The following is a 24,132-nucleotide window of genomic DNA, read 5'->3' as shown; positions in this document are numbered from 1 at the left end:
ATATGATGTCTGCATCGCTCCGGAGTGCGGAGCCATCGGCTCCATCGCGCGGGCTCGTGATGCGCAACCGGAGTTAATCGTCCGGATCGCGTGTCAGGCCGCCAGAACCCGGCGGGCGGGCGGCACGGGAGAGCCATGGCCACTGAGCCGCTGGAGCGCGATCTCGGCGCCGCGGCGCGACTGCTTCAGGGCGACGAGGGCCGACCAGCGCATCGCCACCTCGTGCCGGGCGAGGAGACGGCCGCCGGCATCGTAGCGGCGCCAGCCGCAGCGCTCCTCGCCGGATTCGTCGGTTTCGTCGAAGGTCTCGTAGCGGGCGACCAGGGCGCCGGCGGCGTCGAACTCGTCGTGGTACCAGCGCACGCCGTCCAGCGGGGCGCCGCGGCTGCGCGAGCCCCGGATCACCAGACGATGCTCGACGGGGGTGCGGAAGATCGTCTCGAAGACGGGCGGCTGGAACAGCATGACCGTCGATACCCCCCTCACATCGCGTCAGAGAATGCCTTCCTGCCGACAGGGTGCGTTGCAGCATAACCGACGTCAAGGGCAGGGCGCTGCGGCAGACCATGCTATTCGGGCGCCGACGGGTGCTCCTTTGGTCCAAGATGCCCTAGCTTCCGCCGCGGAGATTCGGCGTGCGGGGATATCCGGGGATGCAGGGCGAGGGACGGCATGGCGGGAAACGGCGGGGCGCCGGGCTGATCGTGCTGGCCTGGCTCTCAGGACCGGGCATGGCCCTGGGCGCCGAGGGCGATTGCTTCGATTACGGCGCACTCGGCGCCGGCTCGGGCCCGAGCCTCGGTACGATCAAGGCCGGCGCGACGCGGGTTCCGTTCGTGCAGGGGGCGTCCGGGCGCAAGGGCTGCCCCGGCCCCGATCCGGCCTGCCGCGAGAAGGCCTTCCTGGTGCCGGGCAACACCGTGATCCTCGGCGGCGCCACGCCAGGCTTCGTCTGCGCGACCTATGTCGGGCAGAAGGGCGCGGTCCGTTCCGGCTGGCTGCCGGACGCCGCGGTCACCCGGACGCCCGCTGCGTCGGCCCCTGCCCTGAAGGACTGGACCGGCACCTGGACGGCGCCGGAACAGACCCTCGTCATCCGCCCGGGCAAGGCGGCCGGCACCCTCAGCGTCAAGGGCGATGCGACCTACGGCGCCCTCGATCCCGACCGCGTCCGCCGCGGCGCCGTGAACATGGGCAACGTCGAGGGCGAGACGGCCCCGAGCGGGGCGGCCCTCGCCTTCACCATGGGGGACAAGGGCACCCTGCCCTTCGCGGCCGGCGATCCCGCCGATTGCCGCCTGCGCCTGACATTGCTGCCGCCCTTTCTCCTCGCCGAGGACAACAACGCCTGCGGCGGCATGAACGTGACCTTCGCCACCGTCTACCGCCGCACCAGGCCCTGATCCGCAAGTCCTGAGTCGCAAGTCCTGAGTCGCAAGTCCGATCCGGACCCGCAAGGAGCGAATGCCATGCGCCGTCACCGCCACGCCAAGATCGTCGCCACCGTCGGCCCGGCCAGCAACACGCCGGAGCGGCTCAAGGCCCTGTTCCTCGCCGGGGTCGACACCTTCCGGCTCAACTTCTCCCACGGCAGCCACGACGACCACGCCAAGGTCCACGCCGCCATCCGGGCGCTGGAGCAGGAGACCGGCCGCCCGATCGGCATCCTGCAGGACCTCCAGGGCCCGAAGATCCGCATCGGTACCCTGCGGGGCGGCAAGGCCGACCTCGCCACAGGCGACCGGATCCGCTTCGTGCGCGAGGGCCGGGAGGGCGGCACCGACGCGATCCCCCTGCCCCATCCCGAGATCTTCGCCGCGGTGGCGCCGGGCCAGGAACTGCTCATCGACGACGGCCGGGTCCGGGTGCGGGTCGTCGGCGTCGACGATGCGGCGATCGACGCCGACGTGGTGGTGGGAGGGCCGATCTCCGACCGCAAGGGCGTCAACCTGCCGGGCACGGTGCTGGCCCTCTCGCCGCTCACCGAGAAGGACCGGCGCGACCTCGCCTTCGGGCTCGAGCTCGGGGTGGACTGGGTGGCGCTCTCCTTCGTCCAGACTCCCTCCGACGTGATGGAGGCGCGCGGGCTGATCGCCGGCCGCGCCGGGCTGATCGCGAAAATCGAAAAACCCTCGGCGCTCGATCACATCGAGGACATCATCCGCATCGCCGACGGCGTGATGGTGGCCCGCGGCGATCTCGGCGTCGAACTGCCGCCCGAGGACGTGCCGGGTCGCCAGAAGGAATTGGTGCGGGCCTGCCGCCGGGCGGTGAAGCCGGTGATCGTGGCGACCCAGATGCTCGAATCGATGATCTCTGCGCCCTCCCCCACCCGGGCCGAGGCCTCCGACGTCGCGACCGCGGTCTATGACGGCGCCGACGCTGTGATGCTGTCGGCCGAGTCGGCGGCGGGGCGGTACCCGATCGAGGCGGTCTCGATGATGGACCGGATCATTCGCCGCACCGAGCAGCACCGGCTCTACCGCTCGCTCGTGCAGGCCAGCGAGCCGGAGGTCGAGGACAGCCCGCCCCACGCCGTGGCCGCCGCCGCCGCGAGCCTCGCCGACGCGATCGAGGCGGCGGCGATCGTCGCCTTCACGTCGAGCGGCACCACTGCCGCCCGCATCGCCCGCAAGCGCCCGAACGTGCCGATCCTGGCGGCGACCTCCGATACGGCGGTGTCGCGCCGCCTCAGCCTGTACTGGGGTGCGCACTCCGTGCTCGGCCCAGAGATCGAATCCTACGAGGCGATGGTCGACCGCGCCGCCGAGGTCGCAGCCCAGGAGGGCTTCGCCCAGGCCCCGGATCTGGTGGTGGCGGTGGCCGGCATCCCGTTCGGCCGGCCCGGGACGACCAACAACCTGCGGGTGGTCGAGCTGGGGCGCAAGGCGAGCGGAGTGTAGCCGTTCGTCGTCTGTCGACGGACGTCATGTCCTCAGGGGCATCCCGGGGCCGCGCCGCGGGATGACGCCGAGGATGGAAGGATCGTTCCTTCGACCCAAGCAAAGAGTGATCGGGCGCTGCCGTCACACTCGCCGCGACCCGCCGCCATCCCCTCAGGCATGGACGACTGGAAGTTGTGTGGACAGAAGCGGCCTGCTACGCTGCGGCTGGCATAAGAATATAAACCAGTAGAGCCCGGCCGATGCGCACCCTCGTCGCCCTCATGAGCCTGCTCGCGATCGGTCACGGCGCCCTCGCGGCCGGCAGCGACCGCGATGCGGCCCGCGCGGTGATCCTGCGCCAGCAGGAGGCGTTCCGGCACGATGACGCGGCGGCGGCCTATGCCGAGGCGGCCCCCGCCATCCGGTCGATCTTCGGCAGCCCCGAGACCTTCATCGGCATGGTCCGGCAGGGTTACGCGGCGGTCTACCGCAATCGCCGCTTCGAGTTCGGCACCGACGAGGAGCTGCCCGACGGCAGCCTCGCCCAGGGCGTGCGCATCCAGGACCAGGACGGCACCGACTGGGAGGCGCTCTACACCCTGGAGCGAGACGCGGACGGCGCGTGGCGGATCACCGGCTGCCGCCTTCGCAAGGCACCGGGCGCGAGCGCCTGAGCCGCGGGCTGACGCGCGCCCCGGATTCGTGTAGGGGCTGCGCCAGCCTCAGGACTGATCACCGTGCTCCATGTTTCGACCCGCGGCAGCGCCGCGCCGCTGACCTTCACCGACGCGCTGCTGGCCGGCCTCGCCCGCGACGGCGGCCTCTACATTCCGCAGAGCTGGCCGCAGATCGCATCGGAGACCATCGCGGGTCTCGCCGGGCGGCCCTACGCCGAGGCCGCTAAGACCGTGCTGTCGCCCCTCGTCGACGGCGAGATCGGGCAGGCCGATTTCGACCGGATGATCGACGAGGCCTACGCCACCTTCCGGCACCCGGCGGTCTGCCCGCTGGCCCAGCTCGGCGACAACCTCTTCCTGCTCGAACTCCACCACGGCCCGACGCTCGCCTTCAAGGACGTGGCGATGCAGCTGCTCGGCCGGCTGATGGACCACGCGCTCAAGGCCAAGGGCAGCCGGGCGACGATCGTCGGCGCCACCTCGGGCGATACCGGCAGCGCCGCCGTCGAGGCGTTCCGCGGCCTCGACAATGTCGACGTGTTCATCCTCTATCCCCATAACCGGGTGTCGGAGGTGCAGCGCCGGCAGATGACCACGGTCGATGCCGAGAACATCCACGCGCTCGCGGTCGAGGGCACCTTCGACGATTGCCAGGCGATCGTGAAGGCGCTGTTCCAGCATCCGCGCTTCGCGGACGACGTGCGGTTGTCGGGTGTCAACTCGATCAACTGGGCCCGGGTCGCGGCGCAAGCCGTGTACTACTTCACCAGCGCGGTGGTGCTGGGCAGTCCGCACCGCCCGGTCTCGTTCTCGGTGCCGACCGGCAATTTCGGCGACATCCTGGCCGGCTGGGCCGCCAAGCGCATGGGCCTGCCGGTCGGCCGGCTGATGATCGCCACCAACGCCAACGACATCCTGGCCCGGACCCTCGCCACCGGCACCTACGAGGTCCGGGGCGTGGCGCCGACCACCTCGCCGTCGATGGACATCCAGGTCTCGTCGAACTTCGAGCGCCTGCTGTTCGAGTCCCTCGATCGCGATGCCGAGGCCGTCAAGCGGCTGATGGCGGGCTTGAAGCAGTCGGGCGCCTTCACGCTCGACCCCGCGACGCTGGGACGGATCCGGTCCGAGTTCGACGCTGCGGCGGTGCCGGAGGACGAGGTCGTGGCCGAGATCCGCGACGTCTACCGGGGCACCGGCCAGATCATCGATCCGCACAGCGCCATCGGCGTGCGCGCCGCCCGCAAGCTCGTGGCCGAGGACTCGGCGACGCCGGTGGTGGCGCTCGCCACCGCGCATGCGGCGAAGTTTCCGGACGCGGTCGAGGCCGCCACCGGCATCCGCCCGGCCCTGCCGCCCCACCTCGCCGACCTCTTGGAGCGGCGCGAGCGCTTCACCGTGCTGCCGAACGACGAGGCGGCGGTCGAGCGGGCGATCCGCGAGCGCGCGCGCATCCTGAGGAGCGTCGCGTGAATCAGCATTTCGCGACGCTCGGCGCCTCGCCGGACCTCAAGATCACGCGGCTGCCCAACGGCCTCACCGTCGCCACCGAGGCGATGCCCGGCCTCGCCACCGCGACCCTCGGGGTCTGGGTCGGGGCCGGCTCGCGCAACGAGCGGCCGGAGGAGCACGGGCTCAGCCACCTGATCGAGCACATGGCGTTCAAGGGCACGGCGACGCGCTCGGCCCGCCAGATCGCCGAAGACATCGAGAATGTCGGCGGCGAGATCAACGCCGCCACCAGCGTCGAGCAGACGAGCTACACCGCCCGGGTGCTCGGCGAGGATGCCGAGGTCGCCCTCGACGTGCTCGGCGACATCCTGACCCGCTCGGCCTTCGAGGCCGGCGAACTCGCCCGCGAGAAGGGCGTGATCCTGCAGGAATACGCCGCCGTCGAGGACACGCCCGACGACGTCGTCTACGACGCCTTCACCGAGGCCGCCTTCCCCGACCAGCCGATCGGCCGGCCGATCCTCGGGCGCCCAGAGACGATCAAGAGCTTCGACAAGGCGGCGATCGAGGCCTACCTCGCCCGCGAATACACGCCCGGCCGGATGGTGCTGGCCGCCGCGGGCGCGGTCGAGCACGAGGCGATCGTGGCGGCGGCCGAGAAGCATTTCGGGGCGATGCCGGCCGGTACCGGGCCGGAAGCGGTGCCGGGCCAGTATCGCGGCGGCGAGCGCCGGATGCCGCGCAAGCTCGAACAGGCGAACCTGGTGCTTGGCCTGCCCGGCCTGTCGTTCCGGGACGATGCCTACTACGCCACGCACCTCTTCGCCCAGGTGCTCGGCGGCGGGCTGACCTCGCGCCTCTGGCACGAGGTGCGCGAGACCCGCGGCCTCGCCTACGAGATCCACGCCTTCCACTGGCCGTTCAGCGATTGCGGCCTGTTCGGCATCGGCGCCGGCACCGCTGGCGCCGACCTGCCTGGCCTCGTCGAGGTGACCCTGGCCTGCCTGCGCGAGGCTGCCGAGACGGTGGATTCCGCCGAGCTCGCGCGGGCGAAGGCCCAGCTCAAGGTGGCCCTGCTCTCGGCACTGGAGACGCCGGGCGGCCGCATCGAGCGCACGGCGCGCCAGCTCCTGGCCTGGGGTCGGGTGATCCCGGCCGCCGAGGTGATCGCGAAGGTCGATGCCGTCACCCCCGACGACGTGCGGGCGGCCGGGCGGGCGCTCATCGCCGGGGCGCCGACGATCGCGGCGATCGGTCCGATCAAGAAGCTGCAGAGCCTCGAGGCAGTGGGCAACGCGCTCAAGGCGGGGTGATCCCGTCCTGGCTCGCGCGTCTGAACCCTCCCCCCTTTGCGGGGGAGGGTGCCCGGCGGATGCCGGGCGGGAGGGGGCAGCGCGACGCTGATGCCGGTGACGCCCTTCAGAACATTTCAGTCTCTTTCGAAACCGTGGTTCCCCTCTCCCGCCCCACTCCGTGGCGCACCCTCCCCCGCAGAGGGGGGAGGGTTACGGCGGCGATCGTCGCGGATCATACCGTAGAGATCCGCTCACCCTCGACAATCGAATCGGCAATGTCCCGCGTGCAGCAAGACGTTTCGTCTGCCGTCCCTGCCGCTTGAACTAGGCCGAACGGTCGAATGTCGGCGCCCCTCAAGTCTCCGTAGAACCAACCTGCAATCGAGCGCGCGAGCGCTGAGAGCGGGTCCTGCGCGGCCCAAGTCCCGGGGTCGAGGAGACTGGCGGCTCAGCCCTCCTGCCCACGGAACAACCGCGCCGGCCCCAGGGGAACAGCAGACGACGGCCGCTACGGCCGGCGGAACGGTCGGGCGAACGAGATGAGGTGCGAGGGCGCCGCTCACGCGGCGGACAGCGCGCGGCGCGAAGCGACGCTGGGCCGGAGCATGTCGGTGCGCGGGCCTGGGCTGCATACCGGCCGGGTCGCCCGCGTCACCCTGGCGCCGGCGCCCCCTGGCCACGGCATCCGCTTCGCCGTGCGCTGCCCCGGTTCGGGGATCGACACCGAGGTGCCGGCCGGCACCGCCGGCTGGGTCGCGAGCCGGATGAGCACCGCCCTCGACATCGGCCAGGGGCGCAAGCTGCGCACCATCGAGCACCTGATGGCGAGCCTCGCGGCCTCAGGCATCGACAATGCGGCGATCACCGTCGAGGGAACCGAGATCCCGATCCTCGACGGCTCGGCCGCGCGCTGGTGCGCGCTGATCGATGCCGCCGGTCGGGTGCCGCAGGAGCGGCCGCGCCAGGCCTTGCGCATCCGCGCCCCGTTCCAGGTCGACGGCCTGCACGGCTTCCTGCGCGCCGAGCCGGCCGAGGCGTTCAGCGTCGACGTCAGCACAGACCGGCTGCCAGGCTTCGGCGTGCTGCGCTGGTCCGGCCGTATCGATCCGGCCTCGTTCCGCACCGAGATCGCCCCGAGCCGCAGCTTCGGCAACGCCTCGCTGATCTGGCGCACCCTGCTCAAGACCCGCCTCGCCCGGACGCTCCTGCCTTGCCCGATCCGGGACAGGCTCTGGGCCCGATCCTTCGATTCGCAGACCGTGTGCGGCGGCCTCGCGCCCGCACCGGCGCGGCCGGAATGCCGGCGCTCGATCTGTCCGGAGACGCAAGGGCGGATGCATCCCCGTGACCGCGAGCCGCTGCTGCGGGGTGCGCGTCCAGGGCGGGTCGCGATCCTCCTCGGGGGACGGGTGCTCGGCGGCGCGCGTTTTCCCGACGAGCCGGTGCGGCACAAGATCCTCGACCTCGTCGGCGATTTAGGCCTCGCCGGACGGCCGATCCTGGGACGCATCGTGGCGAACTGCCCGACTCACGCACTGACCTTCGCGTTCCTCACCGAGCTGATGCGTCATCCGGAATGCTGGGAGATGGTATCGCTGGCTGACGCCGCCCCGTCCGGCCTCGGCACCGTCACGGATCGCGGAGCGATCCGCGCAACTTGATTTGGCCGCAAAGCAGAGCGATCGAAGCCTGACGACGGCCGCACTCGCGGGCGGCAGGGGAGATCCGGGGCCTCCGCCTTGCCCGGAAGCTTGGGCGTCAGTACGGTCCGGCACCTCCCCGAGCCGCCCCGTGGCCGTCCCTGTCCGGTCGGAAGACGCCGAAGCTTGCGCACGCTCTCACTCGTCCTCGCCTGCCTCGCGGCCCTCGCCGGGCTGCTCCTCGCCGCGCCGGAGGCCCGCGCGGTCGAGGCCGTGCGCGTCACCCTCGATTCGCAGGCCATCGACCTCACCCCGGCGATCGAGCGCTACCGCTCCGACGGCGACCTGATCCAGATCTCCACGGCCCCGGGCAAGGACGGCATCGTGCGCCGCATCGCCGTGAAGGCGCGCGAGACCGGGGCGCGGCCGGACTGGATGGTGTTCGCGCTCACCAACGACACCGACGAGCAGATCGACCGCCTGCTGGTGGCCCCGCATTTCCGCCTCGTCGGCTCCGGGGTGGTCTGGCCCGATCTCGGCGGCTCGCGCATCGCTGCCATCACGGCGAGCCAGGGCATCCGGCCCGAGCGCGACGAGAGCCCGGACGCCGACCAGTTCGTCATCACCCTCGATCCCGGCACCACCGTCACCTTCGTGGCCGAGCTGCGCACCCCCAACGTGCCGCAGGTCTATCTCTGGGACCAGGACGCCTACCGCAAGAAGGCGACCGGCCTCACCCTCTACAAGGGCATCATCATCGGCATCGCCGGGCTGCTCGCCCTGTTCCTGACCATCGTGTTCGTGGTCAAGGGAGCCATCATCTTCCCGGCCGCCGCGGCGCTCGCCTGGGCGGTGCTGGCCTATGCGTGCATCGATTTCGGGTTCTTCCAGCGCATCTTCCCGGTCACGGAGGCCGCCGAGCGGATCTACCGTGCCTCGGCCGAGGCGGTCCTGGGCGCCACGCTGCTGGTGTTCCTGTTCGCCTATCTCAACCTCGCCCGCTGGCACGTGCGCTACAGCCACGTGGCGCTGATCTGGCTCCTGTTCCTCGGCGGCCTCGTGGGCCTGGCCGTCATCGATCCGCCGGTGGCGGCGGGCGTCGCCCGGATCTCGATCGCGACCGTAGCAGGCGTCGGCCTGCTGCTGGTGGTCTACCTCGCCATCCACAACGGCTACGACCGGGCGATCCTGCTGATCCCGACCTGGCTCCTGCTGCTCGCCTGGGTGGTGGCGGCGGGATTCGCCATCACCGGCCAGCTCCACAACGACCTCGTCCAGCCGGCCCTGATCGGCGGCCTGGTGCTGATCGTGATGCTGATCGGCTTCACGGTGCTCCAGCACGCCTTCGCGGGCGGCGGGATCGGCAACAGCCTGGTCTCCGACACCGAGCGCCGGGCGCTGGCGCTCACCGGCGCCGGCGACGTGGTGTTCGACTGGGACGTGCCGGGCGACCGGGTCTTCGCCGGGCCGGAGATCGAGGGGCAGCTCGGCCTCAAGCGCGGCGCGCTGGAGGGGCCGCAGGCGAACTGGCTCTCCCTCCTCCATCCCTTCGACGTCGAGCGCTACTCGGCCGCCCTCGACACGGTGATCGAGGAGCGCCGCGGCCGCATCTCCCAGGATTTCCGCCTGCGCTCGGCGGCAGGTCCCTATTACTGGTTCCGCCTCAAGGCGCGGCCGGTGATCGGCACCGACGGCGAGGTGGTGCGCATCGTCGGCACTATCGCGGACGTGACCGAGGCGAAGATCGCCGAGGAGCGGCTGCTGCACGATGCCGTCCACGACAACCTCACCGGCCTGCCGAACCGCGAGTTGTTCAACGACAGGCTCGATGCCGCCCTGGCGCTCGCGAGCCAGGACCCACGCCTCAAACCGACGCTGTTCGTGGTCGACATCGACCGCTTCAAGCAGGTCAACGACGCGATCGGGCTCTCGGCCGGCGATTCGATCCTGCTGACCCTGTCGCGCCGCCTCAACCGGCTGCTGCGGCCGCAGGATACCCTGGCCCGGGTCAGCGGCGACGAGTTCGCCATCATCCTGCTCTCCGAGCGCGACCCTGACCGGATCATCGCCTTCGCCGACAGCATCCGCCGGGCGATCACCACGCCGATCACCTATGCCGACCGGGAGATCTTCCTCACGCCCTCGATCGGCGTCGCCCTGCACGAGGCGGGCGCGGTGGTGAAGCGCGACGACGTGGTGAAGAACGCCGAATTGGCGATGATCAACGGCAAGCGCCAGGGCGGCGACCGGATCGAGGTCTACCGCCCGACCATGCGCTCCGACCGCGGCGAGCGGATGTTGCTGGAGAGCGACCTGCGCCGGGCGCTGGAGCGCAACGAGATCAAGGTGCTCTTTCAGCCGATCGTGCGCCTGGAGGACCGCACCGTGGCGGGTTTCGAGACGGTTCTGCGCTGGGACCACCCGCGCCTCGGACGCGTCGCCCCCCAGGTCTTCCTGCCGATCGCGGAGGAATCGGGGCTCATCGTCAATCTCGGCGTCTTCGCGCTCGAGCGCACCGCCGCGGAGCTTGCCGCCTGGCAGCAGGCGCTGGTGGTCGAGCCGCCGATCTTCGCCTCGGTCAACCTGTCCTCGCGCCAGCTCCTGCGCCACGACCTCCTGCACGACGTGAAGACCGTGCTCGCCCGCACCGGCGTCGTCCCCGGCTCGCTCAAGCTGGAGCTGACCGAGGCGCTGGTGATGGAGAACCCGGAATACGCCGCCCAGATGCTGGCCCGGATCCACGAGCTCGGCGCGGGCCTGTGCCTCGACGATTTCGGCACCGGCTATTCGGCGCTGACCTACATGCAGCGCTTTCCCTTCGACACGATCAAGATCGACCACTCCTTCGTGCGCCAGATGGCGAACGGCCGCTCCGGCATCCTGCGCTCGATCGTCCGGATGGCGCAGGAACTCGGGCTCGAGATCATTGCCGAGGGCGCGGAATCCGAGGCCGATGCCCTGGCGCTCGCCGAGATCGGCTGCGACTACGCGCAAGGCTTCGCCTTCGGCGAGCCGATGTCGATCCTGCAGGCGCGCCAGCTGGTGGGGGCGGCGCCGGAAGCGGCGTGAGAGATGCGGGATCACGGTCCACGATGGTGAGTGACGCGGTGGCCGGGACGCAGCGGCCCCGCGTCAAGCGCTTCGTCCTTTTTCGGATCTCCTTCCGCTGACGCTACAGCCGGCCAGGAGAGGGGTTGGCCTTCGATGAGCCGCAAGCCTGTCGGCATGCGCATCCGCCACTGTCGTGTGGCGTGCTGCCGGACAGTCGGGACAACGCGCCCACCTGCCCGCGCACCAGCCGCTTCTCCATGACGATCGTCCGCTCCTCGCCGTGCAGGTTCTCCCGCACGGGCCGATAGCCGAGCCGGTCGTAGAAGCCCGTTGCCGTCAAGGACGATTGCAGGGTGAGCGCGGCGACGCCCGCTGCTTCGGCCGCCCGCTCGACCGCAGCCATCAAAGCCCGGCCGATGCCCTCGCCTTGCGCGTCGGGGGCGACGAAGACGGCGCGGACGATCGCGCCGTCGCGGCTCGCCGTGCCGACGAGGCGGCCGGAATCCATCGCGACAAAGACCTGCCGCTCGGCGGTCATCGCGGCGACCCGCTCGGGTGTGAAGCCTCGGGCGACCTGCGCGATGGTCTCGGGGCCGTAATCGCGCGCATTGCTCTCGTGCAACGCGCAAAGGACGACGCGGCTGATCTCCGCCGCATCGTCCCGCAAAGCTGGGCGCATCGTGCAGGCCATTCCCCCTCCCCCGGCGCCACGCACCGGGGGAGCGCAGCGACCGGCCTAGAACACCGCCTGGCCGAGCAGCACCGCAGCGATCACGATCACCACCGCGATCACCAGGAACAGCCCGAACAGCAGCCGCGCGATGCCGCGGGCGCCGGAAGCCACGTTGGTGAAGCCGAGCGCACCGGCCACCAGCGAGATCACGAAGAAGATGATCGCCCATTTCAACATGGTGGGAGCACTCCGGCGCCTTGCGAAAAGTCGCTGCGATAACCGGCACCGCCACGCTTCGTTCCGGACCGTCCACCCCCATCGGCCGCCCTCGTCTGCGCCGTTCGTCCGCATTGCCCCGGCGGGCGCCCGCGCGCTACACCCTCGCCGATGTCGACGGATGCCATGAAGCCCATGATGCCGATGGGTCGTCTCACGCGGCTGGCGCAGCCCGGCCATTTCATGCGCTGGTCCGGGGCTCTCCTGCCCTGGGTGGCGGGCCTCGCCCTCGTGCTGCTGGCCGTCGGCCAGTACCTGACCTGGTTCGTAGCCCCGCCCGACTACCAGCAGGGCGAGACGGTGCGGATCATGTACATCCACGTGCCGGCGGCCTGGATGGCGGTGTTCTTCTACGGCGCCATGGCGGTCTCGGCGCTCGGCACCCTGATCTGGCGTCATCCCCTGGCGGACGTCGCCCAGCGCGCCGCCGCCCCGATCGGTGCGGCCTTCACGCTGATCTGCCTCGTCACCGGCTCGCTCTGGGGCAAGCCGATGTGGGGCACCTACTGGGTCTGGGACGCGCGCCTGACCTCGATGCTGGTGCTGTTCCTGATCTATTGCGGGCTGCTCGCCCTGTGGCGAACCATCGAGGACCCGAACCGGGCCGCCCGGGCGGTCGCGATCCTGACCCTCGTCGGCGCCGTCAACCTGCCGATCATCAAGTTCTCGGTGAACTGGTGGTCGACCCTGCACCAGCCGGCCTCGATCCTCCGGATGGGCGGGCCGACCATCCACCCGACCATGCTCTATCCCCTGCTGGTGATGATCGCCGCCGCCTCCGTGCTCGGCATCGCCCTGCACCTCCAGGCGATGCGCACCGAGATCCTGCGCCGGCGCGTGCGCACCCTGGCAATCCTCGAGGCCGAGCGGCTCGACGCCGCCCTGCTGGCACCACAGGCGGCCTGAGCATGGATCTCGGGCCCCACGCCGCCTTCATCCTCGGTGCCTACGGCTTCACCGCCCTGGTGATCCTCGGGCTCGTTGCCCATGCGCTCCTCGACCGGCGGGCGCAGGAGCGGGCCCTCGCCCGGCTGGCGCAAGAGCCCCGGAAACAAGAATCATCGCGGGGCCGCCGGTGAGCGACGCCCCCGTGCATCCGCTCGAGGAGAATGAGGAGACGCCGCGCCGTGGCCGGCTGCTGTTCCTGCTGCCGCTCCTCGCCTTCGCGGCGCTCGCCGGCATCTTCCTCGGCAAGCTCCTCACCACCGGCTACGACCCCTCGGCCATCCCCTCGGCCCTGATCGGCCGCCAGGTGCCCGATTTCACCCTGCCGCCGGTGCCCGGACTGACGCAGGACGGCGTCGCGGTGCCGGGCCTGACGGCCGCCGACCTCAGGGGCAAGGTGACGGTGCTGAACGTCTGGGCGTCGTGGTGCGCGCCCTGCCAGGTCGAGCATCCGATGCTGGTGCGGCTCTCCCGCGACGGAGTGAACCTCGTCGGCATCGACTACAAGGACCAGCCCGAGAACGGCCGCCGCTTCCTCGGCCGCCACGGCAATCCGTTCCGGGCAGTGGGCGCCGACGAGACCGGCCGCGTCGGCATCGATCTCGGGGTCTATGGCGTGCCGGAGACCTTCGTGATCGGGCCGGACGGGCGCATCCGCGAGAAGCTCGTCGGCATCCTGACGCCCGAGAACTACGACGCGTTCCTCGCCCGGGTGCGGGCGATGAAATAGGAGCGCATCGAGCGCCCCTGTCCCGGAGGACTGAAACGACGTGCAAGGAGATCCGGGATCCGGGAGAGAAGTGCCGCAAAGCGGCTCCGTATGTTGCGACGTGCAGACACACGGACGCTCAGCGAAGTCTCGTTGCTGGTCCCGGATCTCCCTCCGCTGACGCTCCGGTCGTGCGGGAAAGGGGAGGAGCCGTTTTCGGACCCGGATTATTTCGGCAGCGCGTAGATATTGACCTCGAGCGCCTCGTCGGACGGGCTCGCGAGGGAGGTCAGGTACTCCTCGACGAAGGCGTCCTGGACGAGGATGCCCTTGGCGTCGAGATAGGCCGTCACCGTCTCGTAGGTCTGGTCGATGCCCTCGTAGGAGCCCTTGTGGGTGAAGCGCAGGGCCTTGCCGCTCGGCGTGGCGCCGAAGCGCAGGTCGTCCGGCAGGCCGGCGGGACGCGGGTTCGGGGCGGCCTCGACCGGCACCATCACCTCGTACTGGAAGCCGTCGTCGTCGGTGCGGGTGAAGACCGAGATCGGCTTGCCGTTCGCCCTGATGCCGGCTCCCGCAAGCGCCGCCTCGACCTTGGCGATGGCGTCCCTGAGGCTCGGCAGCGCCTGGTCCCACTTCGCCGTGCCGGACAGGATCGCGGCGGGCTTGGCCGGCAACGTCACCTCGTCGACGTCGGACGGGTCGCCCGGATTGGCGACGAGCGGCGGGCGCCCGGCGGTCGGCGGCACAGGGGTCGCGGGCGGGAGCGCCTTCTCGGGCGCGGGCGGAGTCGGCGCCTGATTCGGCCCCGGGCCGGGACCGGGCGCCGTGGTGGTCGGCAGCGGGGTCGACTGCGCCGGCGACGGGGTGCCGGCCGGGGGGGCGGCCGGTGAAGGCGCGGGTGCCGGCGATGGCGCCGGGGTGGGCTGCTGGGCAAACACCGAGGCCCCGCAGGCCAGGGACGCGGCGAGGCCGATCGCGATCGTCGGGAAGCGGGTCTTCATCACGGGCGGGGCGCTCCGGGCTTTGGCGTGGGCCGGCAGGGCCGGCCGGCTTTGGCGTGGGTCGGCATCGCCGGCCGGATCGAACGCGTCAAGCGCAAAGCCGTTGCGGGCTCATCGCGAGAGCGTGAGGGCGCGGTCCTCATGCCGAGGTCCGGTCGGCTCGCCTGCCGGCCGGTTCTGGTCCATACACCACCCGGTCCCCATCTGAGCGGTGCTTCTCGGAGAGTCCTGCCCGTGTCCCCCCTCGCCCATCGCCGCTTCCTGAAGATGAACGGACTCGGCAACGAGATCGTGGTGCTGGACCTGCGCGGGAGCGACACTCGGGTGCAACCGGACGAGGCCCGCGCCATCGCGGCCGACCCGGCATCGCGCTTCGACCAGATGATGGTGCTGCACGATCCCGTCACCCCGGGCACCGACGCGTTCGTGCGGATCTACAACACCGATGGCTCGGAGGCTGGCGCCTGCGGCAACGGCACGCGCTGCGTCGCCTGGGCGATGCTCGACGATCCGGTCATGGCCCGCCCGACGCTGGGCGAGCACCTGGTTCTCGAGACCAGGCCCGGGCTCCTCGAGGTCGTGCGCGTGTCGCCCGTGGATTTCACCGTCGACATGGGGGCGCCGCGGCTGGCTTGGAACGAAATTCCGCTCGCCGAGCCGTTCCCCGATACCCGCCGCATCGAGTTGCAGGTCGGGCCGATCGACGATCCGGTGCTGCACTCGCCCGGCGCGGTCAGCATGGGCAACCCGCACGCGGTGTTCTTCGTCGGGCGCGACCCCGAGACCTACGACCTCGGCCGGATCGGCCCGCTGCTCGAATCGCACCCGATCTTCCCGGATCGGGCCAACATCTCCCTCGCCCAGGTGATCGACCGCGCGCGCATCCGCCTGCGGGTCTGGGAGCGCGGCGCCGGCCTCACGCGCGCTTGCGGCACCGCCGCCTGCGCCGCCCTCGTCGCGGCCGCCCGCCTGCGCCTCACTGGCCGCGAGGCCACCGTGACGCTGCCCGGCGGCGACTTGCGCATCGCCTGGGGCGAGGACGACCACGTCCGCATGACCGGCCCGACCGAGCTGGAGCACGAGGGCACCTTCGCGCCGTCCCTGTTCGAGGCGGCCGCGTGAGCATCGAGGTCCTGAGCTTCGGCTGCCGCCTCAACGCCGCCGAATCGGAAGCGATGCGCCGGCAGGCGGAAGACGCGGGCCGCACCGACCTCGTCCTCGTCAATACCTGCGCGGTGACGGCGGAGGCCGGACGGCAGGCCCGCAAGGCGATCCGGGCCGCCGCCCGGGCCAACCCGGCGGCGCGGGTGGTGGTGACCGGGTGCGGCGCGCAGGTCGAGACCGAGTCCTACGCCGCCATGCCGGAAGTCGCCGAGATCCTCGGCAACCGCCGCAAGCTCGACCCGGCGGTCTGGACCGCTCCTTCCCCCGACCGGGTGCGGATCGACGACGTGATGGCCCCCGGCGCCGATCCGCTGCCGGACGCCGTACCGATGAGGGCGCGCACCCGCGCCTTCCTGCCGGTGCAGAACGGCTGCGACCACCGCTGCACCTTCTGCGTCATCCCGTTCGGCCGCGGCAACTCGCGCTCGGTGCCGGTGGCGGCGGCCGTGGCGCAGGTTCGCGCCCTGGTAGCGCAGGGCACCCGGGAGGTCGTTCTGACCGGCGTCGACCTCACGGCCTATGGCCGCGACCTCGGCGGCGCCACGCTCGGCGCCCTGGTGCGGGCGATCCTGCGCGAGGTGCCCGACCTCGACCGCCTTCGCCTGTCCTCGATCGATTCCGTCGAGGCCGATCCGGAGCTGGTCACGGCCTTCGCCGAGGAGGCGCGGCTGATGCCGCATCTCCACCTCTCGCTCCAGGCCGGCGACGACCTGATCCTCAAGCGCATGAAGCGCCGCCACGGCCGGGACGACGCGATCCGCTTCTGCGCCGCGATCCGGCGCTTGCGTCCCGACGCGGTGTTCGGCGCCGACCTGATCGCCGGCTTCCCGACCGAGACCGAGGCGCAGTTCGCCCGCTCCCTCGACCTCGTGGAGGAATGCGGTCTCGCGCAACTCCACGTCTTCCCCTACTCGCCCCGCCCGGGCACGCCGGCCGCCCGGATGCCGCAGGTCGCCCCGGCGGAGATCCGCGACCGCGCCGCGCGCCTGCGCGAGGCCGGCGCCGCCGCCTTCGCCCGCCGTCTCGACCGCGAGGTGGGGGAGACCCGCCGGGTGCTGGCCGAGCGCGGCGGGCTCGGTCGGACGGAAGGGTTCCTGCCGGTGCGGCTGCGGGAGGGGGTGGAGGCGGGAATGCTCGTCGATCTGCGGATCGCCGGTCATGACGGGCAGGTGTTGCGGGCGGCGTAACCAGTCTTCCGCGTGAGCGGTGCAAGAACGACGGTCGACTCTATCCCACCCCGACCTCATGTATGGGCGCGTCCCGGTCCCCGGGGCCCCTCATCCTGCTCCGGCCTTGGCCGTGCTCTCGGGCTCCTTGCTCACCGACCTGCCTGACCGCGCCGGCGCGTCGCCTCGGATTCGCGCCCGGGCGTCAGGATACCCAAGGGCGTCCGCGCCGGCCCAATATCCATGTCTCCTGACGCGGATCGCCTGGCGTCTTCCGGTGAGCGGGGAGCTACGACCTGACCCCGGCCTGACCGGGGTTGGGGTCGGTGCTGGACCGGCGCTGTCGCCGGTTGGGGGGTGATCACGGAATTTCGGAGCCTGTGCGGCGCCGGTGAGAGTGCAACATGAAACGAGTGGTCGACTGAGCCGCGCTTCTGATCGGAGAGCGTGCCGCGCACCACCAGGTTGGCCGCAGCCCTCATGGCTGAGCAGAGGCCGGACATCCGGATGCGACGCGAAAGCTTGACCGGGATCGTCCGCTTGCGAGAAGGGACCATCCATCTATGGATGTCGGGCTCTGCTGCGCGGACCTTGACTGACTCGATGGCCGCCAGAGGCGTCGAGCAATCCCGGACGATGTCGCCTGCGGCATTCCGAGCGAATCACCGGACATGATTCGTTAGGATTCGAGCGATATCGTCGGGCTGTTGAAGGGATTAGTGCGGAAGCGGCCCGAGGCCGCCTCCGGATCGTTCGCTGAGACGCCGTCTAACGGAACCCGACGACCTTGCGGTCGCGCTTGCGCTCGGCGGCGGGCTGGTAGGCGATCCGGCTGTGGTGGGTGCAGTAGGGCAGGCCGGCAATCGCGCGGTCGCCGCAGAAGCGGAAATCGGGCGTGGACGGGTCGCCCATCGGCCAGCGGCACATGAACTCGCGCAACTCCATGATGGTGACGCGGGAGCTCTCCGGCAGTCCGGATGCCGCGGAGGGCGGAGCGGACTGGAACAGGGCGAGGGCCGGCGGCGCGGGGGCCAGCACGGACGGGGTCTCGGCGGCGGAATCGGCGTCGCTCCGCGGACGGCGGCCAGCCGCCGGCGAGGCGCCATTGGCCTTCACCACGCGTCCGGCCAAGCCGAGGCGGTGAACCTTGCCGATGACCGCATTGCGGGAGACGCCACCAATCTCGGCGGCGATCTGGCTGGCGCTGCGGCCGTCGCTCCACAGCCGCTTGAGAAGCTCGACGCGTTCCTTCGTCCAGCTCGGACCCGCATCCATCATCGCCGCCTCCAATCCCCCGACATCACCTATGGAATCGGCACGCAGCCGCGAGCGGCCCGCCGTTCGACCGCGCGTTGAATCCGTCCGATCCTGCTGGTGATCGCCGCCACGCCCGGAGCGGTGGCGACGGGGGTGAACCTACAGGACGGGCTAACACCCGCGCAAGAGTCCGCCCCCCGCCGAGTCGGTTTTTCCCCGCGAGCGACCGGGCCTCCAGACCCGGGCGGGTCGCGCCGCCGGTTCGCCGCGCGGCCCGGTCACGCCGCGTCGTCATTCCGAATAATTATGACTGATCAAGGTCTTGCCGGAAAACCCGCGGGGTGGCGGCATACCGGGGAGCGGCATGAACTCAGGTTGCAATGCCGCAGCGATGCATTGCAACCAGCGGTTGTATATACGGTCTTCGGCAAGCGTGGCCGCATTGCCACGGCCGGGGCCGGACGGCTTGCGATCGGCTCGTACCCGGAACGTTGCCGGGCGCCGGAGCGGGGCCTATCTTGAGACGATCACACAGGGCCGACGTCAGCACCGACGGCCGCTCCGGGAGACTTCATGCGATCACTCCTCGCGTGCGTCCTGCTCGCGCTCTCGTCGCCCGTCCTGGCGGCGGAGACCGTGCACCTCGCGCCCCATCGCGCCGTCTATGACCTGTCGCTGTCCGGCAGTTCCGGCACCCGCGCGGTCGACAGCGCCCGCGGCCGGATCGTGTTCGATTTCTCCGGCGATTCCTGCAAGGGCTTCGCCCTGCAGTACCGGCAGGTGACGGTGCTGGAGAGTTCGGAGAGCGGCACCCGCACCTCCGACCTGCGCAACACCACCTTCGAGAGCGGCGACGGGCGCAGCTTCCGCTTCCGCACCCAGTCCGATCTCAACGGCAAGGCGGCGGCCCCGGTCGACGGCAATGCCGAGCGCGGCGACAAGGGTCTCGACATCACCCTCAAGCAGCCCAAGCGCGGCGAGATGGCGGTGCCGGGCGAGGTTCTGTTTCCGGCCGCCCACATGAAGCGGCTGATCGAGGCCGCCCGGGCCGGGCAATCCACCGTCGCCGTGAAGGTGTTCGACGGCTCGGACGACGGCCGCAAGGTCTATGACACCCTGGCGGTGATCGGCCCGCAGCGCGTCGCCGCAAAGCCCGATGCCGTCACGCCCGACGCACCGAAGCCCGCCTCGGCCCCGGTCGAAGCGCCGCTGCGCGAGGGCGCGATGGCGGCGATGCCGCACTGGCCCGTGACGCTGAGCTACTTCTCGCCGGGAGAGGGGGAGCGGACCCCGGTCTACGTCCTCGCCTTCGACCTCTACGAGAACGGCGTCAGCGGGGCGCTACGCCTCGATTACGGCGAGTTCTCGCTGAAGGGCGAGCTGTCGCGCATCGACCTCACCCCGGAGAGCAAGGACTGCAAGTAGGGCCATGGCTGCGGCCGGGACCGTCGGCAAGGGCCCCCGCTCCGGCGGCCCTTGCCGTGCCCCCCGCCCTATCGGTCCTTGCCCTGCCGGTCCTTGCCCTGCCGGTCCTTGCCCTGCCGGTCCTTGCCCTGCCGGTCCTTGGCCTGCGGCGCGAAGCCGAGCCCGCGCTGCACCGCCGCCGCACCGAAGCGCTCGCGCAGGGCGCCGATCGCCGCCGCCCGGCTCGCGTCACGGACGGCCGAGACGTCGGCGAGGTCGCCTCGGTCGGCATGGGCCGCGTCGCAGAGGTCGCTGGCCCCGATGCCGATCAGCCGGTAGGCGGTGCCGTCGCAGGAATCGCGCAGCAGCGCCTCGGCCGGGCGAAACAGCCGCTCGGCGACCTGCGTCGGTGCCAGCCCCGAGCGGGTGCGGGTGCGCAGGCGAAAATCCCGGTCCTTCAGCTTCAGGGTCACGCTGCCCGCCGCGAGCTCCGCCCGCTTCAGGCGCCGCGCCACCGTCTCGCACAGCCGCCACAGGACCGGCCGCAGGGCCTCGAAGGCGCGCAGGTCCTCCGCGAAGGTGGTCTCGCCCGAGATGCTCTTCGTCTCCCGCCGCGGCTGCACCGGGCGCCGGTCCTCGCCGCGGGCCAGCGCCAGCAGGCGGGCGGCGTCGCGCCCGAGCGCCGCATGCAGCCGCTCAGGCGCGACCCGGCCGATCTCGCCGATCCGGTGGATGCCCAAAGCCGCGAGGCGCTCGGCCGCGGCCTGGCCGATGCCGGGCAGGATCCGCACCGGCCGCGGCGCCAGGAAGGCTTCGGCCTCCGCACGGCCGATGATCGAGAAGCCGCGCGGCTTCTCGAGATCCGAGGCGATCTTGGCCAGGAACTTGTTGGGCGCGAGCCCGACCGAGACGGTGATGCCGATCTCCGCCTCGACCGCGCGGGCGAAGCGCGCCAGCGTCACGGCGGGCGCGGCCCCGTGCAGCCGCGCGGTGCCCGAGAGGTCGAGGAACGCCTCGTCGATCGAGACCGGCTCGACCAGGGGCGTGAGGGCCTGCATCATCGCCCGCACCTGCCGGCCGACCCGGGCGTATTTCTCCATGTCGGGCCGCAGCACCACCGCATCCGGGCAGGCCTCGAGGGCGCGGAACATCGGCATCGCCGAGTGCACGCCGCGGATGCGGGCGATGTAGCAGGCGGTCGAGACAACGCCGCGCTTCCCCCCGCCGATGATCAGCGGCCGGTCGCGCAGGGAGGGGTCGTCGCGTTTCTCGACCGCGGCGTAGAACGCGTCGCAATCGACGTGCGCGATGGCCAGCGCATCGCGCTCGGGATGGGCGAGCAGGCGTGGCGAGCCGCAGGCCCGGCAGCGTGGGGCGTCGCCCGGCGGGCTCGCCCCGCAATCGCGGCAGAGCGGCTGTCCGCTCACGCCCCGAACTCGCCCGGGTCCGGAGGCCCGAGACGGCGCCAGGCCTGGGTGATCCGCTCCGGCGGCACCTCAAGCGCCGAGGCGCAGGCGAGGAGCAGCTCCTCGTCCGCCACCACGTGATCGAGGAGGCCGGCGACGAGATCGGGGCTGTCGGCCGCCTGCCGCAGCGCAACCGGCGAGAGACCGGAACTCTCCATGAACCGCAGCAATCGGCTGGGCTCGCCGGTGACGTAGGCGAAGACGCGGGCCCCCAGGGCCTCCGCGGCGGATTCACTCAGCACTCCGCCACGGGGATCGGACCCCCTGGCCAATCCTTCGAATTTGCGTTTCATCAACATGTGCCGCTTAACAGTGTTGCGGTTCCGGTCGCAGCCGGGGTGTGACGCGGCCCGCTGGAGCGCCGGAGACAGTGAGCCATGACGAAGACGGTGCTCATCGTCGAGGATAACGAGCTGAACATGAAGCTCTTCAACGACCTGTTGGAGGCTCACGGCTACGCGACCCTCAAGACGGCCAACGGGATCGAGGCGATCGAGCTGGCGCGCCGGCATCGGCCTGACCTGATCCTGATGGACATTCAGCTCCCCGAGGTGTCGGGCCTCGAGGTCACTAAATGGCTCAAGGAGGACGATGAGCTCAAGAGCATCCCGGTGATCGCCATCACGGCCTTCGCCATGAAAGGTGACGAGGAGCGCATCCGCGAGGGGGGCTGCGAGGCCTACCTGTCCAAGCCCATCTCGGTCGCGAAGTTCCTCGCGACGGTCCGCACCTATGTCGGCGACGAGCGCCAGAGCTGAGCAGAGCTGAGAGGGGCCTGGCCTTCCATGTCGGCACGCGTTCTCATCGTCGACGACCTCTTTCCGAATATTAAATTGCTCGAGACGAAATTGACCGTCGAGTATTTCGACGTCGTCTCGGCAATGAACGGACCCGACGCGCTCGCGGTGTGCGAGAAGGGCCTGTGCGACATCGTGCTGCTCGACGTGATGATGCCGGGCATGGACGGGTTCGAGGTCTGCCGCCGGATCAAGTCGACGCCGACCATGGCGCACCTGCCGGTGGTGATGGTGACCGCCCTCGACCAGCCGAGCGACCGCCTGCGCGGGCTCGATGCCGGGGCCGACGACTTCCTGACCAAGCCGATCGACGACACCGCCCTGATGGCCCGGGTGCGCAGCCTGGTGCGCCTGAAGGCGGTGACCGACGAATTGCGCAGCCGCGCCATGGCGTCGCGGGTCGGCGATCCGCTGGCGGCCGCTACCGCGGAGACCGGGCACAATGCCAACGTGCTGATCGTCGAGGATCGCCGCTCCTCCGCCGAGCGGCTCGCGGCGGCGCTGGGCCAGTACCATTGCGTCGAGACGGTGGCCACGCCGCAGGAGGCTCTGGAGCGGGTCAAGGCCGGCGATTACGATGTGGTGCTGGTCAGCCTGGACCTCGACGGCCACGACGGCCTGCGCCTGTGCAGCCAGCTCCGCTCCCTCGACCGCACCCGCACCGTGCCGGTGGTGATGATGGCCGATCCGCACGACCGCGCCCGGATCATGCGCGGCCTCGATCTCGGCGTGCACGATTACCTGGTCCGCCCCATCGACCGCAACGAGCTCGTGGCCCGGGTCCGCACCCAGGTGAAGCGCCGGCGATTCTCGCATTCGCTGCGCGAGTCGGTCCAGGTCTCGATGGACCTCGCGGTCACCGACGGACTCACCGGCCTGCACAACCGGCGCTACCTCGACAGCTACCTCGGCGGGCTCTTCTCCGAGCCGTCCCTGCGGGACCGGCCCGTGGCCCTGCTGATCCTCGACATCGACCGCTTCAAATCGATCAACGACCGGTTCGGCCACGATGCCGGCGACGAGGTCCTGCGGGAATTCGCGACCCGCATCCGGGCCCAGACCCGCGGCATCGACGTGGTGGCGCGCTTCGGCGGCGAGGAGATCGTGGTGGTGGCGCCCGATACCGGGCTCGATGCCGCACGCCAGGTCGCTGAGCGCATCCGCGAGCGGATCGAGGCGGCGGCGTTCCAGGTCCAGCGCGGCACCAGCACCATCGACGTCACGGTCTCGATCGGCGTGGCGGCCCGCCAGCCGGAGGACGACGACCCGGCGCAGATGCTGAAGCGCGCCGACCTCGCGCTCTACCAGGCCAAGCAGGCGGGGCGAAACCGGGTGGTGGCCGCGGTCGCGGCGTGAGGGGCTGGTTACCCGCCCAACGGAATTGCCCCCCTTCGTGTCATCATTCCGGGGCCGCGTCGCGAAGCCCCGGGGATGTCGGGGTGGACTGAACCGCTCCGGGTTTCTCGGCAGCCGTTTGTCCTGTGTCAGGCGGCCAGGGCCTTGTCGCCGACCTGGGCATGACAACGCGCGTCGGCCTCGGCGCGAGGGATGTCGTCCGATCGGCGCGAGCAGGCGGCGGTGGTTGGACCCGTCGACCCACTCCAGGATGACATACCCGACCGCCTATCGCGAGCCGTGCTCGCTCTCGCGCACCATCGGCGCCGCACGCTCGCACACCTCGGGGGAAGCGGGGCTGTTCGCTTCGTCATGGTTCCATCCTCTCGGACGTTGGAGCCGCCGGGAAACCTGAGCGGTTCAATCGAGCCTGTCCCGAGAATGCGAAAAGGGGCGGGTGCCGCGTGGCACCCGCCCCTTTCTCTCTCCGGAGCCGAGACAGGCTCCGGACCCATGGTCGTCCGACTTACTCGGTGATGGAGGCGACGACGCCGGCGCCGACGGTGCGGCCGCCCTCGCGGATGGCGAAGCGCAGCTTCTCCTCCATCGCGACTGGCACGATCAGCGTCACGTCCATCGTCACGTTGTCGCCCGGCATCACCATCTCGGTGCCCTCGGGCAGCTGGCACACGCCCGTCACGTCCGTCGTCCGGAAGTAGAACTGCGGACGGTAGTTGGTGAAGAACGGCGTGTGGCGACCGCCCTCCTCCTTCGTCAGGATGTACGCCTCGGCCTTGAACTTCGTGTGCGGCTTCACCGAACCCGGCTTGCACACGACCTGACCACGCTCCACGTCCTCGCGCTTCGTGCCGCGCAGGAGAACACCGACGTTGTCACCCGCCTGGCCCTGGTCGAGCAGCTTGCGGAACATCTCCACGC

Annotated in this window: 23 protein-coding genes; 15 read left to right on the top strand and 8 right to left on the bottom strand. The window is 70.9% G+C overall.

The annotated features are described in order from the left end of the window. Positions 1 to 93 precede the first annotated feature (93 nt). Positions 94 to 465: a hypothetical protein gene (locus MFF64_RS13320; RefSeq protein WP_099908145.1), complete on the bottom strand. Its 372-nt coding sequence runs from the start codon at positions 463 to 465 to the stop codon at positions 94 to 96. A 170-nt stretch (positions 466 to 635) separates the two neighbouring features. On the opposite strand from MFF64_RS13320, the gene MFF64_RS13315 reads away from it, so the two are divergent. The 7 genes from MFF64_RS13315 (at position 636) to MFF64_RS13285 (ending at position 11,018) form a co-directional block, all read left to right on the top strand. Further along, complete coding sequence (locus MFF64_RS13315; protein ID WP_133123728.1) at positions 636 to 1,403, top strand: hypothetical protein; 768 nt, start codon at positions 636 to 638, stop codon at positions 1,401 to 1,403. Positions 1,404 to 1,469: 66 nt separating this feature from the next. Further along, entirely contained in the window at positions 1,470 to 2,903 is a 1,434-nt protein-coding gene (gene pyk, locus MFF64_RS13310; RefSeq protein ID WP_238191169.1) for a pyruvate kinase, read from the top strand. 242 nt (positions 2,904 to 3,145) lie between these two features. Beyond that, the gene (locus tag MFF64_RS13305) at positions 3,146 to 3,559 is read left to right on the top strand and encodes a DUF4864 domain-containing protein (protein WP_099903538.1); all 414 of its coding nucleotides are present in this window, start codon (positions 3,146 to 3,148) and stop codon (positions 3,557 to 3,559) included. A gap of 63 nt (positions 3,560 to 3,622) precedes the next feature. Further along, entirely contained in the window at positions 3,623 to 5,035 is a 1,413-nt protein-coding gene (gene thrC / locus MFF64_RS13300; RefSeq protein WP_099903536.1) for a threonine synthase, read from the top strand. After that, a complete protein-coding gene (locus tag MFF64_RS13295; protein WP_238191167.1) occupies positions 5,032 to 6,327 on the top strand; it encodes a M16 family metallopeptidase in 1,296 nt (431 codons plus the stop codon). Before thrC ends, MFF64_RS13295 begins: the two co-directional genes overlap by 4 nt. Positions 6,328 to 6,848: 521 nt before the next feature. Further along, positions 6,849 to 7,970, top strand: coding sequence for a UDP-3-O-acyl-N-acetylglucosamine deacetylase (locus tag MFF64_RS13290; RefSeq protein WP_099903638.1), 1,122 nt, complete (start codon positions 6,849 to 6,851; stop codon positions 7,968 to 7,970). A gap of 165 nt (positions 7,971 to 8,135) precedes the next feature. Continuing rightward, positions 8,136 to 11,018, top strand: coding sequence for an EAL domain-containing protein (locus tag MFF64_RS13285; protein ID WP_238191164.1), 2,883 nt, complete (start codon positions 8,136 to 8,138; stop codon positions 11,016 to 11,018). Positions 11,019 to 11,121: 103 nt separating this feature from the next. Here the strand turns inward: MFF64_RS13285 and MFF64_RS13280 are convergent, their stop codons facing one another. Both MFF64_RS13280 and MFF64_RS13275 read right to left on the bottom strand, forming a co-directional pair. Next, the gene (locus MFF64_RS13280; RefSeq protein WP_099905243.1) at positions 11,122 to 11,691 is read right to left on the bottom strand and encodes a GNAT family N-acetyltransferase; all 570 of its coding nucleotides are present in this window, start codon (positions 11,689 to 11,691) and stop codon (positions 11,122 to 11,124) included. A 45-nt stretch (positions 11,692 to 11,736) separates the two neighbouring features. After that, positions 11,737 to 11,910: a DUF1328 domain-containing protein gene (locus tag MFF64_RS13275; protein ID WP_048450062.1), complete on the bottom strand. Its 174-nt coding sequence runs from the start codon at positions 11,908 to 11,910 to the stop codon at positions 11,737 to 11,739. A gap of 177 nt (positions 11,911 to 12,087) precedes the next feature. Between MFF64_RS13275 and MFF64_RS13270 the strand changes: the two genes are divergently transcribed. The 3 genes from MFF64_RS13270 to MFF64_RS13260 are packed head-to-tail and all read left to right on the top strand — an operon-like array spanning position 12,088 to position 13,624. Then, positions 12,088 to 12,855, top strand: coding sequence for a heme ABC transporter permease (locus tag MFF64_RS13270; RefSeq protein ID WP_099905249.1), 768 nt, complete (start codon positions 12,088 to 12,090; stop codon positions 12,853 to 12,855). A gap of 2 nt (positions 12,856 to 12,857) precedes the next feature. Continuing rightward, positions 12,858 to 13,028 (top strand): heme exporter protein CcmD, encoded by a 171-nt coding sequence (gene ccmD / locus MFF64_RS13265; protein ID WP_099905241.1) that lies wholly within the window; start codon positions 12,858 to 12,860, stop codon positions 13,026 to 13,028. Beyond that, entirely contained in the window at positions 13,025 to 13,624 is a 600-nt protein-coding gene (locus MFF64_RS13260) for a DsbE family thiol:disulfide interchange protein (protein WP_425324391.1), read from the top strand. Before ccmD ends, MFF64_RS13260 begins: the two co-directional genes overlap by 4 nt. A 206-nt stretch (positions 13,625 to 13,830) precedes the next feature. On the opposite strand, the gene MFF64_RS13255 is transcribed toward MFF64_RS13260, so the two are convergent. Beyond that, positions 13,831 to 14,604: a GyrI-like domain-containing protein gene (locus MFF64_RS13255; RefSeq protein WP_238191248.1), complete on the bottom strand. Its 774-nt coding sequence runs from the start codon at positions 14,602 to 14,604 to the stop codon at positions 13,831 to 13,833. Between the two features lie 234 nt (positions 14,605 to 14,838). Here MFF64_RS13255 and dapF point away from each other — a divergent pair, with 234 nt between their 5' ends. Continuing rightward, positions 14,839 to 15,726 carry a diaminopimelate epimerase gene (gene dapF / locus MFF64_RS13250; RefSeq protein WP_099901095.1) on the top strand — a complete coding sequence of 296 codons (888 nt, stop codon included), beginning with the start codon at positions 14,839 to 14,841 and terminating at the stop codon, positions 15,724 to 15,726. Further along, entirely contained in the window at positions 15,723 to 16,955 is a 1,233-nt protein-coding gene (mtaB, locus tag MFF64_RS13245) for a tRNA (N(6)-L-threonylcarbamoyladenosine(37)-C(2))-methylthiotransferase MtaB (RefSeq protein WP_238191162.1), read from the top strand. Before dapF ends, mtaB begins: the two co-directional genes overlap by 4 nt. A gap of 747 nt (positions 16,956 to 17,702) precedes the next feature. On the opposite strand, the gene MFF64_RS13240 is transcribed toward mtaB, so the two are convergent. Then, the gene (locus MFF64_RS13240) at positions 17,703 to 18,212 is read right to left on the bottom strand and encodes a GcrA family cell cycle regulator (RefSeq protein WP_099899942.1); all 510 of its coding nucleotides are present in this window, start codon (positions 18,210 to 18,212) and stop codon (positions 17,703 to 17,705) included. A 552-nt stretch (positions 18,213 to 18,764) separates the two neighbouring features. On the opposite strand from MFF64_RS13240, the gene MFF64_RS13235 reads away from it, so the two are divergent. Beyond that, entirely contained in the window at positions 18,765 to 19,616 is an 852-nt protein-coding gene (locus MFF64_RS13235; RefSeq protein ID WP_099899936.1) for a cell envelope integrity EipB family protein, read from the top strand. A gap of 68 nt (positions 19,617 to 19,684) precedes the next feature. On the opposite strand, the gene MFF64_RS13230 is transcribed toward MFF64_RS13235, so the two are convergent. Next, complete coding sequence (locus MFF64_RS13230) at positions 19,685 to 21,022, bottom strand: DNA polymerase IV (RefSeq protein ID WP_238191160.1); 1,338 nt, start codon at positions 21,020 to 21,022, stop codon at positions 19,685 to 19,687. Then, complete coding sequence (locus MFF64_RS13225; RefSeq protein WP_238191158.1) at positions 21,019 to 21,303, bottom strand: DUF3572 domain-containing protein; 285 nt, start codon at positions 21,301 to 21,303, stop codon at positions 21,019 to 21,021. Before MFF64_RS13225 ends, MFF64_RS13230 begins: the two co-directional genes overlap by 4 nt. Positions 21,304 to 21,438: 135 nt before the next feature. Here MFF64_RS13225 and MFF64_RS13220 point away from each other — a divergent pair, with 135 nt between their 5' ends. Together MFF64_RS13220 and MFF64_RS13215 are read left to right on the top strand one after the other, a co-directional pair. Then, positions 21,439 to 21,819, top strand: a complete 381-nt coding sequence (locus MFF64_RS13220; protein ID WP_093570411.1) for a response regulator — start codon at positions 21,439 to 21,441, stop codon at positions 21,817 to 21,819. 27 nt (positions 21,820 to 21,846) lie between these two features. After that, positions 21,847 to 23,214 carry a PleD family two-component system response regulator gene (locus MFF64_RS13215; RefSeq protein ID WP_099899934.1) on the top strand — a complete coding sequence of 456 codons (1,368 nt, stop codon included), beginning with the start codon at positions 21,847 to 21,849 and terminating at the stop codon, positions 23,212 to 23,214. 505 nt (positions 23,215 to 23,719) lie between these two features. Here MFF64_RS13215 and MFF64_RS13210 read toward each other — a convergent pair. Continuing rightward, positions 23,720 to 24,132, bottom strand: a 413-nt coding sequence (locus tag MFF64_RS13210; protein WP_369010715.1) for an EF-Tu C-terminal domain-related protein, incomplete at its 5' end; no start/stop codon positions are given.

This window comes from Methylobacterium frigidaeris (assembly GCF_022179185.1).
Classification (GTDB): Bacteria; Pseudomonadota; Alphaproteobacteria; order Rhizobiales; family Beijerinckiaceae; genus Methylobacterium; species Methylobacterium frigidaeris.
This window is presented reverse-complemented; position numbering and strand designations above follow the sequence as displayed.